14 protein-coding genes are annotated in these 13,294 nt (G+C 71.4%); 5 read left to right on the top strand and 9 right to left on the bottom strand.

Annotated elements, in window-relative coordinates; genetic code table 11:
• The first annotated feature begins 20 nt into the window (after positions 1–20).
• Positions 21–698, top strand: a complete 678-nt coding sequence (locus tag ABZT02_RS36125; protein ID WP_107447335.1) for a response regulator transcription factor — start codon at positions 21–23, stop codon at positions 696–698.
• 93 nt (positions 699–791) lie between these two features.
• On the opposite strand, the gene ABZT02_RS36120 is transcribed toward ABZT02_RS36125, so the two are convergent.
• From ABZT02_RS36120 to ABZT02_RS36095, 6 genes are read right to left on the bottom strand one after another with little or no spacing between them, the layout of a single operon-like run.
• Positions 792–2,093, bottom strand: a complete 1,302-nt coding sequence (locus tag ABZT02_RS36120; protein ID WP_356025338.1) for an amidohydrolase family protein — start codon at positions 2,091–2,093, stop codon at positions 792–794.
• A gap of 25 nt (positions 2,094–2,118) precedes the next feature.
• Positions 2,119–2,439, bottom strand: coding sequence for a hypothetical protein (locus tag ABZT02_RS36115; protein ID WP_356025336.1), 321 nt, complete (start codon positions 2,437–2,439; stop codon positions 2,119–2,121).
• Positions 2,402–2,809, bottom strand: a complete 408-nt coding sequence (locus ABZT02_RS36110; protein WP_356025334.1) for a hypothetical protein — start codon at positions 2,807–2,809, stop codon at positions 2,402–2,404. Before ABZT02_RS36110 ends, ABZT02_RS36115 begins: the two co-directional genes overlap by 38 nt.
• Positions 2,806–3,516 (bottom strand): ABC transporter ATP-binding protein, encoded by a 711-nt coding sequence (locus tag ABZT02_RS36105; protein WP_356025332.1) that lies wholly within the window; start codon positions 3,514–3,516, stop codon positions 2,806–2,808. The genes ABZT02_RS36110 and ABZT02_RS36105 overlap by 4 nt, the downstream gene beginning before the upstream one ends.
• The gene (locus ABZT02_RS36100) at positions 3,513–4,232 is read right to left on the bottom strand and encodes an ABC transporter ATP-binding protein (protein WP_319669924.1); all 720 of its coding nucleotides are present in this window, start codon (positions 4,230–4,232) and stop codon (positions 3,513–3,515) included. Before ABZT02_RS36100 ends, ABZT02_RS36105 begins: the two co-directional genes overlap by 4 nt.
• Positions 4,210–6,318, bottom strand: coding sequence for an ABC transporter permease (locus ABZT02_RS36095; protein ID WP_356025330.1), 2,109 nt, complete (start codon positions 6,316–6,318; stop codon positions 4,210–4,212). The genes ABZT02_RS36100 and ABZT02_RS36095 overlap by 23 nt, the downstream gene beginning before the upstream one ends.
• Before the next feature lie 95 nt (positions 6,319–6,413).
• Between ABZT02_RS36095 and ABZT02_RS36090 the strand changes: the two genes are divergently transcribed.
• The 4 genes from ABZT02_RS36090 to ABZT02_RS36075 are packed head-to-tail and all read left to right on the top strand — an operon-like array spanning position 6,414 to position 9,593.
• Positions 6,414–6,830, top strand: coding sequence for a nuclear transport factor 2 family protein (locus tag ABZT02_RS36090; RefSeq protein ID WP_356025328.1), 417 nt, complete (start codon positions 6,414–6,416; stop codon positions 6,828–6,830).
• Entirely contained in the window at positions 6,827–7,921 is a 1,095-nt protein-coding gene (locus tag ABZT02_RS36085; RefSeq protein ID WP_356025327.1) for an acyl-CoA dehydrogenase family protein, read from the top strand. Before ABZT02_RS36090 ends, ABZT02_RS36085 begins: the two co-directional genes overlap by 4 nt.
• Positions 7,922–7,927: 6 nt before the next feature.
• Positions 7,928–8,785 (top strand): acyl-CoA dehydrogenase family protein, encoded by an 858-nt coding sequence (locus tag ABZT02_RS36080; protein ID WP_356025325.1) that lies wholly within the window; start codon positions 7,928–7,930, stop codon positions 8,783–8,785.
• Positions 8,786–8,795: 10 nt separating this feature from the next.
• Entirely contained in the window at positions 8,796–9,593 is a 798-nt protein-coding gene (locus ABZT02_RS36075) for an acyl-CoA thioesterase domain-containing protein (RefSeq protein WP_356025323.1), read from the top strand.
• Positions 9,594–9,637: 44 nt separating this feature from the next.
• Here ABZT02_RS36075 and ABZT02_RS36070 read toward each other — a convergent pair whose 3' ends face one another.
• The 3 genes from ABZT02_RS36070 to ABZT02_RS36060 form a co-directional block, all read right to left on the bottom strand.
• Entirely contained in the window at positions 9,638–9,874 is a 237-nt protein-coding gene (locus ABZT02_RS36070; RefSeq protein WP_356025321.1) for a hypothetical protein, read from the bottom strand.
• Positions 9,875–10,050: 176 nt separating this feature from the next.
• Positions 10,051–10,269: a hypothetical protein gene (locus tag ABZT02_RS36065; RefSeq protein WP_356025319.1), complete on the bottom strand. Its 219-nt coding sequence runs from the start codon at positions 10,267–10,269 to the stop codon at positions 10,051–10,053.
• A gap of 442 nt (positions 10,270–10,711) precedes the next feature.
• Complete coding sequence (locus tag ABZT02_RS36060) at positions 10,712–13,180, bottom strand: RICIN domain-containing protein (protein ID WP_356025317.1); 2,469 nt, start codon at positions 13,178–13,180, stop codon at positions 10,712–10,714.
• Positions 13,181–13,294 lie beyond the last annotated feature (114 nt).

Here is a 13,294-nt window from a genome sequence, read left to right as displayed (position 1 = left end):
CCCGTGAGGAAACACCGCACATGACCATTCGCGTCCTGCTCGCCGACGACCAGGCTCTGCTCCGCGGCACCTTCCGGCTGCTCATCAGCGCACAACCGGACATGGAAGTCGTCGCGGAGGCCTCCGACGGGCGGGAGGCAGCCCGACTGGCCCGGTCCGAGCGCGCCGACGTGGTGGTGATGGACATCCGGATGCCCGAGGTCGACGGCATCGAGGCGACGCGGCTGATCGCCCAGGACGAGGACCTGGCCGGGGTCAAGGTCCTCGTCCTCACCACCTTCGAGGAGGACGACCTGGTCATCGAGGCCCTCCGGGCAGGCGCGAGCGGATTCCTGGGCAAGGGAGTCGAACCGGCGCAACTGCTCGACGCCGTCCGCCTGGTGGCCGGCGGCGAGGCGCTTCTCTCCCCGGCAGCCACCAAGGGCCTGATCTCCCGGGTTCTCGCCCAGCCCTCACCCGGCGACCTCGTCGACCCCCGTCGCCTGGCCACGCTGACTCCCCGGGAACGGGAGGTACTGGCACTGGTGGGCACCGGCCTGGCCAACGACGAGATCGCCGAACGCCTCTTCGTCACCCCGGTCACCGTCAAGACGCACGCCAACCGTGCCATGGCCAAACTCGGCGCCCGCGACCGGGCTCAGCTCGTCGTCATCGCCTACGAGACCGGCCTGGTACGCGCGGGCCAACGACAGGGCTGAGGCACCGGCCGACCACGACCGGTTCCCAGGTCTCCCGGAGAACACGCGGGAAGGACGCGCCATCGGCACGTGCCCCTCAGCGGGCCGTCGGCCTTACTTCGGCTGCGCGGCGGCGAGCGCCGCCTCGGCCTTCTTGCGGTAGACGGCGAGTTTCTCGGCGGGGGCGACGACCTGACGGCTGCGGGACTTCACGGACACGTCGTGGCCGCCCGCGGCCCTGCGCAGGGCTCCCACGGTCGCCTGTTCGCGGGGAACGTGGGCGAACGGGTCGAAGGAGTACCAGCGCATGGCGTTCTCGTGCGTCATCTTGTTGATGTCGTCGTCCGGCACGGAGTTCGCGGTCAGTACGTCGTGGAGCTCTTCGGGGGCGTTGGGCCACATCGAGTCGCTGTGCGGGTAGTCGGCCTCCCAGCAGATGTTGTCGATGCCGATGTCGTGACGGAGCCTCACCCCGATCGGGTCGCTGATGAAGCAGGTCAGGAAGTGCTCGCGGAAGACCTCCGAGGGGACCTTGCCGCCGAAGTCCTGGAGCGTCCAGGTGGCGTGCATCTCGTAGGTGCGGTCCAGACGCTCCAGAAAGTAGGGGATCCAGCCGGTGCCGCCCTCCGACAGGGCGATCCTGATGGCCGGGTACTCCTTGAGGACGCGGGACCACATCAGGTCGGCGGCCGCCTGGACGAGGTTGATGGGCTGGAGGGTGATCATCACGTCCGGCGGGGCGTCTGGCGCGGTGATGGCGAGGCGGCCGGAGGATCCGATGTGCAGGTTCATGACCGTGCCGCAGTCGGTCAGCGCCCGCCATACGGGGTCCCAGTACTCGGAGTGGAAGCTGGGGTAGCCGAGCGGGACCGGGTTCTCCGGGAAGGTGAGGGCGTGACAGCCCTTCTCGGCGACGCGCCGGATCTCCTGGGCGCACAGCTCGGCGTCCCAGATCGCCGGGAGGGCCATGGGGATGAACCGGCCGGGGTGGGCGGCGCACCACTCGTCGATGTGCCAGTCATTGTAGGCGCGCACCAGGGCCATCGAGAAGTCGGAGTCCTCGGTGGCGAACAGCCGGGCGGAGAAGCCGGGGAAGGAGGGGAAGTTCAGCTGGGCGAGGACACCGCCGGCGTTCATGTCGGCGACGCGTTCGTCGACGTCGTAGCAGCCGGGCCTGATCTCGTCCAGGCCCTGCGGCTCCATGCCGTACTCCTCCTTGGGACGGCCCGCGACCGCGTTGAGCGCGGCGTTGCCGATCCTGGCGTCCCGGAACTGCCAGACGTCGCTGCCGTCCTCGCGGTGCACCAGCCGCGGCGCGTCCTTCTTGTAACGGGCCGGCAGGTGGTTGGCGAACAGGTCCGGCGGTTCGATGATGTGGTCGTCGACGCTGATGAGGATCATGTCATCGCGGTGCATGGGACTCCTTGTGGCTGTGGGCGGATCAGTCCGAGGCGGGCAGGGCCTTGGGCGGTTTGACCGCCAGTGGCTCTCCTCCGTAGGTGAGGTGGCCAGTGCCGGAAACGGTGCAGAGGAGTTCGAGCGTGTCGGCGGGGTCGACGTAGCGCTTGCCGATGAGGGTGTCCGGTGTCTGACCGGCCGGCTGTGCGGCCGGCGCGTCCTGGGCCGGGACCATCGGGCTGCCACCGCATTCGACCGGGCCCGTGACCTCCTGCGGGGCCCGGATCACGATGACGCGGGTGGTGCCGGTGGCCGAGGCCAGTTGGTCACCGGGGCGCAGGGCCGGTGTGCGGGGTGACGGCATGGCGCGGTTCTCCTTGGGGTGCGGGTGCCGGTGGGGTGAGCCTCTCCCCCAGCCGGTCCAGGTCGTAGGACTGGCGGGCGAGCCAGAAGCGCAGGAAGCCGGTGAGCGAGTAGCGCAGGAACAGGGCTCCGCCCACCACGGCGGCGGCGATGCCGCCGAGGCCGATGGCGAGGGCGTCGCCCTGAGCGAGGGAGTTGTCGGTTGCGTGGGCGAGGGGGAAGGCGAGCGCGCCGAGGACGAGTCCCGCGGCCATGAGCAGTCCGCCGAGCCGCAGCCAGAGCGTGGCGCGGGCGGCGGCGGGATCGGGGATCTTCAGCTCGGCCAGTTCACGGACGAACCGTTCTGCACGCGCTTCGGGAGGTGCGGTCATGTCGGGCTCCCCAGGTAGTAGGAGGAGAGTTCGGCGTGCAGGGAGCTGTCGGGGCGCCCCTGCCACTGGACGCGGCCGCGGGCGAGGACGGCGGCGTGGTCGGCGATCGCCAGCACGGCGGCGGCGAACTGCTCGACGACGAGCACGGCGACGCCCTGCCGGGCGACGCCGGCGACGAGTTCGTAGAGCTCGGCGACGACCAGCGGGGCGAGCCCCATGGAGAGTTCGTCGAGGAGCAGGACGGCGGGGTCGGTGGCGAGGCCGCGGGCGAGGGCGAGCATCTGCTGCTCGCCGCCTGAGAGGGTGCCCGCCGGCTGGGCGCGCCGGGTGCCGAGGATGGGGAAACGGGCGTAGGCGATCTCCTCGATCTCCTCCTGGGCGCGGCCCGTGAAGGTCATCATCCGGAGGTTGTCGCGCACGGACAGGTTGGGGAAGACACCACGGCCCTGGGGCACCAGGCAGACGCCGACGCGGGCGATGGCGCGCGGGTGGATGCCCGTGGCGTCCCGGCCACCGAGCAGCAACCGGCCGGCGCTGGGCGGGTGCACGCCGGCGGCGACCGACAGCAGGGTGGTCTTGCCGGCGCCGTTGGGACCGAGGAGGGCCACCACGCGGCCCTCCTCGACGGCCAGGTCCACGCCGTGCAGCACGGTGATGCCGCCGTGGGCGGCGCGGATGCCGTCCAGCTCCAGCAGGGGTCCGCTCATGGTCGTGCCTCCCCCAGGTAGGCGGCGAGGACCGTCTCGTCGGTCTGCACTCGGGCGGGCGGGCCGCTGGCGACGACGGAGCCGAGGTCGAGGACGTGCACCTCGTCGCAGACGCTCATCACCAGGCTCATGTCGTGCTCGACGAGCAGGACAGCCGTGCCTTCGTCGGCGAGGGAGCGCAGCAACGCGGCGAACCGCTGTGTCTCCTCCGCGTCCTGGCCGGCGGCGGGTTCGTCAAGGAGCAGGACGCGCGGGCCGAGGACGAGGGCGCGGCCGACCTCGACCAGGCGGGCCAGGCCGGTGGGGAGCGCGTCGGCCGCGTCGTCGGCCACGCCGGTCAGACCGAGCCGTGCCAGTACGGCGTCGGCCGTGCGGGCGGCGTGGCGGCGCCCCGGGCCGAGTTCGGCGGCGACGAGCAGGTTGTCGCGCACGGAGAGACGACCGAAGAGCTCCAGGTGCTGGAAGGTGCGGGACATCCCACGGCGGGCGCGACGGGCGGGGCCTTCCCGGGTGATGTCGCGGCCGTCGAGACGGATACGGCCGGTGCGGGGTCGGCGCAGCCCGCAGACCACGTCGAACAGCGTGGACTTTCCCGCACCGTTGGGGCCGATGAGGCCTGTTACCCGGCCCGCCTCGGCCGTCAGCGACACGCCGTCGAGGGCGCGGCGTCCCCCGAAGGAGACGGTGATCTCCTCAGCCCGCAGCAGTGGTGGCACGGCTCAGCACCTCCCCGTCCTCGGCTCGCCAGGGGCGGCGTACGCCCCACCACTCGGGCGGGATGTCGGTGGGCGACCGCTGTGCGGCGGCGCGGAAGCGCAGCAGCAGGGCCGTGACGAGGGCGATCGCGAGGAGCAGCCATCCGTCCGCCACGTCGAGCGCCGCGAGCAGCCAGCACACGCCGAGGACGCCGAGCAGCCCGCTCAGCAGCGGACGGTTCCGTCCCAGCGGCGCCCATTCGGCGCGCATCCGGACCAGGACGCCGCTCGGGCTGTGCGCGAGTCCCATGCCGGCGAGCGCGACGAGCAGGGCGGTCACGTCGTGCACCCAGGAGCCGAGGCCGCTCATCAGCTGCGCCGGCAGGACGAAGGCGATGCCGGTGAACAGCCCCGTGCCCACCGCGCCGAGGCCGCCGATGACCGCGATCAGGAAGATCGGCAGCCCGGCGACGAGGTTGAACTGGTCGGCGGTGACGGTCTGCAGCTGCATGCCGTACAGGGCACCGCCCAGTCCGGCGATCCCGGCGGACAGGGCGAAGACGGCCGTCTTGGTGACGAGGAGCCGTCCGCCGAGGGTGGCGTAGGCGGCCTCGCTGTCGCGCAGCGCGATCAGTCGGCGGCCGAACCGGCCCCGGCGCAGTGTGGCGACGCCGACCGAGACGAGCGCGAGACACACGGCGGAGAACACCAGCAGCTGGGCCGGTGAGGTGAGGTGCAGGCCGAACAGGTCCGCGCCGGTGACGGTCACCGAACCCTGGTCGAAGAAGGTGACGCGCACACCCAGCACCTCGAAGGCGGGCAAGGTGAAGATCCAGCGGTCGAGGACGACGGCGAACGCGGCGGTGCCGAGCGCGAGGTAGATGCCCGACAGGCGCAGGGCGGGCAGCGCGATCAGCGCGCCGACGGCCGCGGTGACCAGCATGGCGACGGGCAGCGCCCACAGCTCGCCGTGCGCGCCGAGGTGTCCCCACACGACAGCGCCGATGCCGGCGATGGACAGCTGGCACAGGGAGATCTGCCCGGTGTATCCCGCCAGGGGCACGAAGGACAGGGCGATGACGCCGAGCGGGAAGAGCGTGCCGTAGGAGAGGACGGCGTCCTCCGCCAGGACCGTCACCAGGACGAGCGCGAACAGCACGGTCGAGCCCGCGAGGAGGAGGCTCCCGCGTGCCGACGGCAGCGGCACCCGTACGGGGGTGCGGTCACGGCCGCGCAGTCTGCGGTGTGGGAAGGCGAGCAGGGCCAGGAACAGCAGCAGGGCGGGGGCCGCCAGGCGCAGGCCTGGAAGGTAGTCGTTCTGCGGCAGGTAGCCGGCGAGATAGGCCTCCAGCAGGCCGACGACGAGGGCCCCGAGGAAGGTGAGCGGCAGGCTGCGCAGTCGGCCGAAGACGGCGGCGGTGTAGGCGCTGACGATGAGCAGCGACAGCTGCTGGGCGTCGAGCGCGACGGCGGGCGCGATGAGGATGCCGCCGACGGCGGCGAGCTGGATGCCGAGCACCCAGGCGAGCCGGGTGGCACGTAGCGGATCGGCGCCGGTGAGGCCGGCGAGAGCCCGGTCGTCGACGGAGGCGCGCATCTCCGTGCCGGCGCGGGTGCGGTGCAGCAGTGCCCAGAGGGCCGCGGCGATCGCCAGGGCGACGGCCATGGTGATCGCCTGGTGCCAGGTGACGGCGGCCGGGCCGAGGCGCAGTGCAGGCCGGTCGGCGAGGAACGGCGTGAGCGGACGCGCGGTGTTGGGGTCCCACACCCAGCGGGCGAGCGCGATGCACCCGGTGAGCAGCGCGACGGTCATCACGAGGCGTTCGGCCTCGCCGAGCGCCTGCACCGGCCGCATGAGCACGCGTTCCACGAACAGGCCGAAGGCGGGGGCCAGGACGAGCAGGACGAAGGCGAGGGCGAGCGGGACCGGCCAGCCCCAGCCGACGGCCAGCTGCCAGTAGGCGAAGGCGGACAGCATTCCGGCCGCGCCGTGGGCGAAGTTGAACACACCGGTGGTGGCGTGCGTGACCACCAGACCGGTGCCGATCACGGCGTAGACGGCGGCGGTACTCAGGCCGACCACCGTGAAGGCCAGGAATTGATCCATGACTTGGAAATTAGCTTCTCCCTATTGGAGAAGCAACCATCCGGAGCAATACTCCTTCAGTGAGAATTACATTCTCGTACGAGAGGACGAGGCCCTTGAGCGTCACCGACGACCTGATGGAGATCGAACAGCTCCTCGCCCGTTACGCGGTCGCCATGACCCGCGGTGACGTGGACCGGGTGCTCGCCGTGTTCGCGCCGGACGGCGGCTACAGCGCCTTCGGCGACACCTACCCGCTCGACGAGTTCCCGGCACTCGTCTCCGCCGCCCCGAAGGGGCTGTTCCTCGTGGGCACGCCGGTGATCGAGCTGGACGGTGACGCGGCCACCGGCACTCAGCCGCTGTGCTTCGTCGAGCACTCCACGCACGAGTTGCGCATCGGCTACTACAACGACACCTACGTCCGCACCCCGGACGGCTGGCGGCTGCGAACCCGCGCCATGACCTTCATCCGCCGCAGCGGCGCCCACGACTCGGGCCGCCCGCACGCATTCGAGCGCACCCGCTCGTGAGGGTCGAGGAGTTCCGCCAGGCGCTGGGAGCCTGGCTGGACCGTCACGACCTGTCCCCCGGTACGGACCACTCCCTGGACGCCCAGGTCGCGCAGCTGGCCCGCGTCCGGCGGGAGCTGTGGGCGGCGGACTGGATGCGGCACGGATGGCCGGACGCGGTCGGCGGACTCGGCGGCCCGAGCGTGCTGCGGGCGGTACTGGGCGAGCAGGTCGCCTCGCGGGACCTCGCCGAGCCCGGCCTGTGGTCGATGGTCGAGGTGCTGGTCCCCACACTGATCGACTACGCGCCGCCCGCGCTCGCCGCCGAAATGGTGCCCCGGCTGCTCGGCGGCGAGGAGCAGTGGTGCCAGGGCTTCTCCGAGCCCGGCTCGGGCAGCGACCTGGCGTCCCTGTCCACGCGTGCGGTCCCGCGGGGGGACGACTGGGTGGTGACGGGGCAGAAGGTGTGGACGAGCCTCGCCCAGTACGCGGCCCGCTGCGTCCTGCTCGCCCGGACGGGAGGGCCGGGGCACGGCGGCATCAGCGCCTTCTTCGTCGACATGGACTCCCCCGGCATCACCGTACGGCCGCTGCGCACGATGCACGGCGTGGACGAGTTTGCCGAGGTGTTCTTCGACGACGTGCGGGTCCCCGCGGGGCGGCTGCTGGGCTCCCCCGGCGACGGCTGGCGCCTCGCGATGGACCTGTTGCCGCACGAGCGGTCCACCTGCTTCTGGCACCGCGTGGCCCACCTCTACAGCCGCCTCGACCGGCTCCTGGCCGACGGCTGCGAGCCGGACGCGGACGCGCTGGGTGCGGTCTGGCTGGACCTGCACAGCGTGCGCTGCCGCTCGGCCGCCACCCAACGGGCCCTGGCGGACGGCGGGCGGCTGGGCCCGGAGACCTCCGTGAACAAGATACTGCTGGCCGGCGCCGAGCAACGGCTCTTCGACACGGCGCGGGACCTGCTGCCGGGGTCGGTGGAGCTGGCGCCGGACGGGACGTGGCGCACCGAGTACCTCTACTCGAGGGCCGCGACCATCTACGGCGGCACCGCCGAGATCCAGCGCAACATCGTCGCCCGCCGTCTGCTGGACCTCGGGAAGGAGTGAGACGCGGTGGACGCCGCTGAACGCGCACTGTTGGAAGATGCCCTGCGCAAGTCCCTGACGACGAGCAGGCCGGAAGCCGAACCGGGCGCCGCCCTGGCCGAGTTGGGCTGGGCGGAGATGCTCGCAGAGGAACCGGACACCGCGATCCCGCTGGTGTTCCGGCTGCTCGGGGAGACCGGCACGCAGGCGCCGGTCCTCAACGACGTCGTCCTGCTGGCGGCGGGCCGCCCTCTCGGGGGTACGCCGCCGCTGCCGTACGCGGGCGGGGCCTGGGTGCGGTGGGCCCGGGGGGACGGTGCGCCGACCGGTCCGCTGGATCCCGGACTTCCGCTGCGCCACGCCGAACCCGGTGACCTTCCCGCACCTGCCGTGGCGGCGGGCCGCCGGGCTCTGGGCTGGTGGCTGCTGGGCGCCGGACGGGCCATGCTGGCGCTCGCCCGCGAACATGTGCTGGACCGCGAGCAGTTCGGCCGCCCCCTCGCTTCCTTCCAGGCGCTGCGGCACCGGCTGGCGGAGACGTACGTGGCGCTGGAGGCGGCGGAGGCGGTGCTGGTCGCGTCCGCGGCTCCGGAGACGGACCGCTCCGCCAGGGAGAACACCGAAGCGCCGGACAGCGTCGATGCCCTGGATCACACCGGCGCGCTGCTCGCCAAAGCCGCCGCCGGCCGGGCCGCGCTCACCGCTGCCCGCCACTGCCAGCAGGCGCTCGGCGGTATCGGCTTCACCGCCGAGCACGCCCTCCACCGGCACGTCAAACGTGCCCTGGTGCTCGACGGGCTGCTCGGCTCCACCCGTGAACTGACCCGCGAGGCCGGTCGGCTGCTGCTGCGTGAGACGCGCGCCCCTCGCCTCGTCGACCTGTGAGGGGCACCTCGTGACCGACCTGTGGAGCGACCTGCTCGGCTGCCTCGCCCTCGCTCCCTGCGGGCCGGGCACCTACGAGGGCCGCTCGCAACAACTGGAGTACCGGCGGCTGTTCGGCGGACAGTTGCTCGCCCAGTTCGCAGGGGCGGCACAGCTCGCCGCGCCGGGCAAGGGGCTGAAGTCGCTCCACACGCAGTTCCTGCGGGAAGGGCGCACGGGTGAACCGGTGCGTTACGAGACCGAGGTGCCGCAGCAGGGGCGGACCTTCGCGACCGTACGGCTGACCGCCCGCCAGGAGCGGGGAGTCGTCGCGGTGGCGAACGCGAACCTGCACGTGTGGGAGGAGGGGCCCGACCGGCAGGTGGCAACCCCCGTGCCGACGCTGCCCGGGCCCGAACGCGCCGTCGCGCTGGGCTTGCTGCCCTGGGAGTCGAGGGCGGCGGCCGATCTCGACACCGCGAAGTCGGAGCCGCCCGAGTACGAGCTGTGGACCCACATCCCGGACGCTCCCCGGGCCCTCGCCCCCGGCCTCCTCGCCTACGCCACCGACCTCACGCCCATCGGCACCGCGCTACGTCCAGTGGAGGGCGTGACGCAGGCGGACGCGGGCCGTGCGTTCACCTCGGCCGTCACCGCACACACCGTATGGTTCCACCGGCCGTTCACCACCGGGGACTGGCTGCTGCTGCGCCAGCACAGCCCGCTCGCCGCGCACGGGCGGTGCTTCGGCCGCGGGGACGTCCTGACGGCGGACGGCACGCTGCTCGCGTCGTACGCGCAGGAGGCGTTGGTGCGGTTCACCACGTGAAGAGTGGCGAACGCCGTGCGGCTCCCCGTCGGGGCCGAGGTGGGTCATCGACTCCGGGTGAGGAGATCGTCGATGGTCTGGGCAGGCCGGAGGAGTTCGAATCGGACATCTCCGCGAGGACCGGTGCGGACTCCGTGGACGGCGGGTTCGGGCAGAGTGTTGAAGTGGTAGGGGGAGAAGCAGTAGGCGCCGATGTCGAGAATCGCCATGACATCGTCCGCCGCGAGAGCGGGCAGGGGACGGGCTCGGGCGATCAGGTCACCGGCGATGTCCTGTGCCACCAGTGGTCCGGCCTTGCGGGCTCCGGTGGGGTGGTGGGCCGTGACTTGCAGAGGTCACGAGTCGGGCTGGAACACGTGCGTGCGGCGACCTGGGCGCCGGCATAGCTGATGGCGATCGAGCGTCACCCTGAGGTCTTCGTAGAACTCCTGGTAGGACCGCGCCTGCGTGGAGGGGCTCAGCGCACACGGAAGGACTCGTCGAACGCCTGCAGTTGCTTCAGCAGTTCACGGAACGGCACCAGCAGGCGCTCATGGGCCGCACGCGGCTCCAGCAGCATCCGGAACTCGAACAGGGCCCGCACCCCACCCAGTGAGATCGCGGCCACCCGAGCCACCTCTCCCGGCACGAAATCGACCAGCCCCTCACGGGCCAGCCGCCGGACCGCCTCCCGCACCGGCGTCCCGATCGCGAGGCACCCAGCTCCTCGCTCGGCTGGACCTCGCTCAGGTTGGCTCCCGGCCGCAGCCGCAGCCGCAGCGACTCGATGTCAGTGTTCAGCCGCTCGTAGACCGCCTCGCTCTTACCGGTTGCCCGAGCCACGGAACTCCTCGCTGATCCTTCCGCACACATTTCTGTATACAAACTAGGGGGTCATCCGCCCAGGGGTTCACCACCAGGAGAAGCGGCCCGAGGCTCGCCGCGTGCCACGCCAGCCCGGTGGGTGACGGCAGCCCGTGCGGCGGCCGAAGGAGTGCTGGTCAGGGGCTGTTGTCGGCCAACGAGCGCCTCCCGTGAAGGTACGCATTCGACGTGCGAACTCCGGTTCTGCTACCGGCCGTCTGGGCGGGGCATGCGGGGCCCGGTCCTGCCCCGCCCTGGGGCTCTCTGCGTGCGGGTCAGGCGATCTTCACCAGGGTCCACTGCTGGTTCGTGGTGCCTCCGGCGGGCCACTGGTCGATGATTCCTCCGTCCGCGGTGGAGTTGCCGAGGACGTCGATCCGGTAGCCGTCCAGGCGGGATTCGATGATGTAGTTGCCGTTGTCGGTCGGGGCGATCTGCCACTGCTGGTTCGGGCTGCCGGTGGGGGTCCACAGCTGCAGCTGAGTTCCGGGCCAGGTGGTGGCGTGGTCGATGTCCAGGGCCTTGCCGCTGCCGACGCCGACGATGCTGTAGTAGCCGGCGGTGTTGCGGGTCAGCTTCCACTGCTGGTGGGTGCCTCCGCCGTAGGTCCACTGGTCGATCTTCGTGCCGTTGGCGGTGGCGGCCCCGACCGCGTCCAGCGCCTTGCCGCTCTGGACGCCGACGATCTTGTAGGTGCCGGAGAGGTCGGGCAGGGTCCCGGAGGTGATGGACAGGTTGGAGTACTGCACGGGGTAGTAGCCGGCCGTGCCGAGACCGGCCAGGCCGCCGCCGTAGCTGCTGTCGGTCACCGTGCCGACGGTCGTGCCGTCGATCTTGGCGGTGAGGGTGCTGCCTTGGAAGGACAGGGCCATCTTGTGCCAGGTGTTCGTGCCGGGCGCGGTCACCGTGCCGCTCGCCAGGGTCGTCCACGTCCACGAGCCGTTCGTCTTCAGCAGCGACCAGGCGCCGGTGTCGGACAGCCGCAGGTGATAGGCGTTCAGCCCGCCGTTGTTGGTGGCCTGGGTGCCGACCCGGCCGAGGATCTCCGCGGCGCTGCCACTCTTCTCCAGCAGCACGTCGGAGCTGAGGGTGTAGTTGCTCCAGCCCGTGTCGCCCATGAGGGTGTAGGGCTGGGGGTTGGGCTGGTTGACCCAGCTGATCGGCGTGCTCGGGGCCGTCTGGCGCAGGCACTGGCCGGTGCGGCCGCCGGCGCAGGGGGCGGACTGGAAGGCGCCGTTCATGGTGGCGAGGTATTTGGCCTCCTGGCCGGTGCTGTAGCCGGCGAAGGAGTCGGAGTAGGGCAGTGCCAGTTGGGAGCGCTGGGGCGGCGTGGTGCTGCCGGCGCCCTGACCCGTGGTGGTGGTCACCGTATAGACGTGACCGGGGTCGAGGGTGAGGGTGTAGGTGCCGCCGGTGGCCGTCAGGTCGGCGTTCTTCACCCTGCGCGGGTTGCCCGTGCTGGGCTGCGAGAGGTCGGTCGACCATTCGTGCAGGGTGCCTCCGGGCAGACCGCCGGCGACGTTAAGGGTGACCGTCTGGGACGCGGTGGCGTCCATGGTCTCGAAGACCGTGCTCCAGGCGCTCTTGTCGGGTGCGGCGTAGCTGACGTAGCTGCCGTTGGCGCGGGCGCCCCCGAGGTAGCCGCCGGCGGTGTCGAGGTACTTCCAGCCCGGAGAGGTGAACTGGGTGGTCTGGCCGATGACCCACGCGGTGCGGCCCACGGTGTAGTTGCCGGACCACGGCTGGTTGGCGCTGACCAGACCGGTGGAGTTGAAGGACTGGTTGTTGTAGATCGACGCGACGATGGGCCAGTTGATGTAGGCGGTCATCTTGGCGTCGAGGTAGCCGCGGTTGAGGGCGCGGGCGACCGGGGCCGCGCCGACCTCGGCTCCCTGCGAACCGCTCTCGCTGGCCCAGATCGGCTTGCCGAGGGTCTGGGCGTCGGTGGTGGAGGTGCAGGTGGTCATCGCGCCGATGCCGCCGCACGGGTAGTGGGCGCCGGCGATGTCCACGGCGTTGTAGAGGGCGCTGTCGTTCTTCATGCCGGTGGCGATCGTCCAGGCGTTGGTGCCCCAGTTGTCGCCGCCGACCAGCTTGGTGGAGGTGTAGCCGTTCGATATCAGCGCCGCCTTCAGGTTCTTGTACCAGGTGGCGTCGTAGACGTGCTCGTTCCAGCCGCCGACATAGTCGATGGTCAGCCCGTGCTGCTTGGCGCAGCCCAGCCATGAGACGTAGTAGTCGATCATGTCCTGGCTGTAGAAGGTGCCGTTGCCGACCCAGCCGGGGGCGCCCCAGGGCATGGCGTAGAGCTTGATATCGGGGTTGCGGGCCTTGGCCTGCTCCATCAGCCACCACTCGTAGCCGGCGTTGCAGTCGATCTGCCCGCGGGCGTGCTGGAAGCTGATCTCGGCGCCGTCGGTGGAGTTGGTGTCGCCGCCCATCTCCACCTTGAAGATCTGCAGGGAGGCGCCGTAGCCGGGCTTGAACAGGTAGTCCAGGATCTCGTTTCGCTGCGTGGCGGGGTAGTCGAACAGCAGGCGGCTGTTGCCGCCGCCGCCGCTGATCGCGCCGATGCCGTCGAAGGTGCGGCCGCTGCTGGTGCCGTCCACCGTGATCGCGGTGTTGGTGGCGGCGTACGCGGTGGACGGGAACCGCCCGCAGAGCAGGGCGAGCGTGAGGAACAGGGCGGCGGCGGTCGCTATCCGTCTGAGGCGACTGTCGGGCAGACGCAGGATGTCGGGCATGGGTGGGTTCTCCTGGGGTGTTGCTTTCCGCGCCAGGGCTTCGGCACGGGGCGCACGGGTGAGAGGGAAAGGGCGGTGGGGGTGTGAGGTACCAGGGGTGCAGGACCGCGCCGC

This window comes from Streptomyces sp. NPDC005402 (genome assembly GCF_040606575.1).
Classification (GTDB): Bacteria; Actinomycetota; Actinomycetes; order Streptomycetales; family Streptomycetaceae; genus Streptomyces.
The sequence above is the reverse complement of the archived record's forward strand: the minus strand, read 5'-3'. Positions and strand labels throughout refer to the sequence as shown.